The sequence below is a fragment of the Pseudoalteromonas sp. P1-26 genome, assembly GCF_001401795.1.
GTDB lineage: Bacteria > Pseudomonadota > Gammaproteobacteria > Enterobacterales > Alteromonadaceae > Pseudoalteromonas.
Map to the genome: position 1 here is coordinate 1 of NZ_LKDX01000150.1, position 379 is coordinate 379.

General features: G+C 44.9%; 1 protein-coding gene. It reads left to right on the forward strand.

Going from position 1 to position 379, the window contains the following annotated elements; all coding sequences use genetic code 11:
- The coding region (locus AN394_RS21340; protein WP_268795674.1) for a reverse transcriptase domain-containing protein at positions 1–379 on the forward strand (379 nt) is incomplete at both ends.

Genomic DNA, 379 nt, shown 5'->3' on the forward strand with positions numbered 1-379 from the left:
TGTCAGAAACACTTGCTGACCCAAATAGCTACGGCTTTCGGCGCAATAGAAGCACTGCTGATGCTATTGCTCAGTGTTTTCTCTGTTTGAGTAAAAAGCAATCCGCGCAATGGGTTCTTGAGGGAGATATCAAAGCCTGTTTCGACAAGATTGGGCATCAATGGCTTATGAATAATATAGCTGTAGATAAACGAATGTTGGAACAATGGTTAAAGTCTGGTTTTATGGACAAAGGGCTGTTCTATCGCACTGACGAGGGAACACCACAAGGCGGGATCATATCTCCAACCTTGATGCTGATGACTCTTGCAGGTCTTGAGCAACGCATAAAGTCCACCGCACTTAAAAATGGGGCGAGAGCCAACTTTATAGGATACGC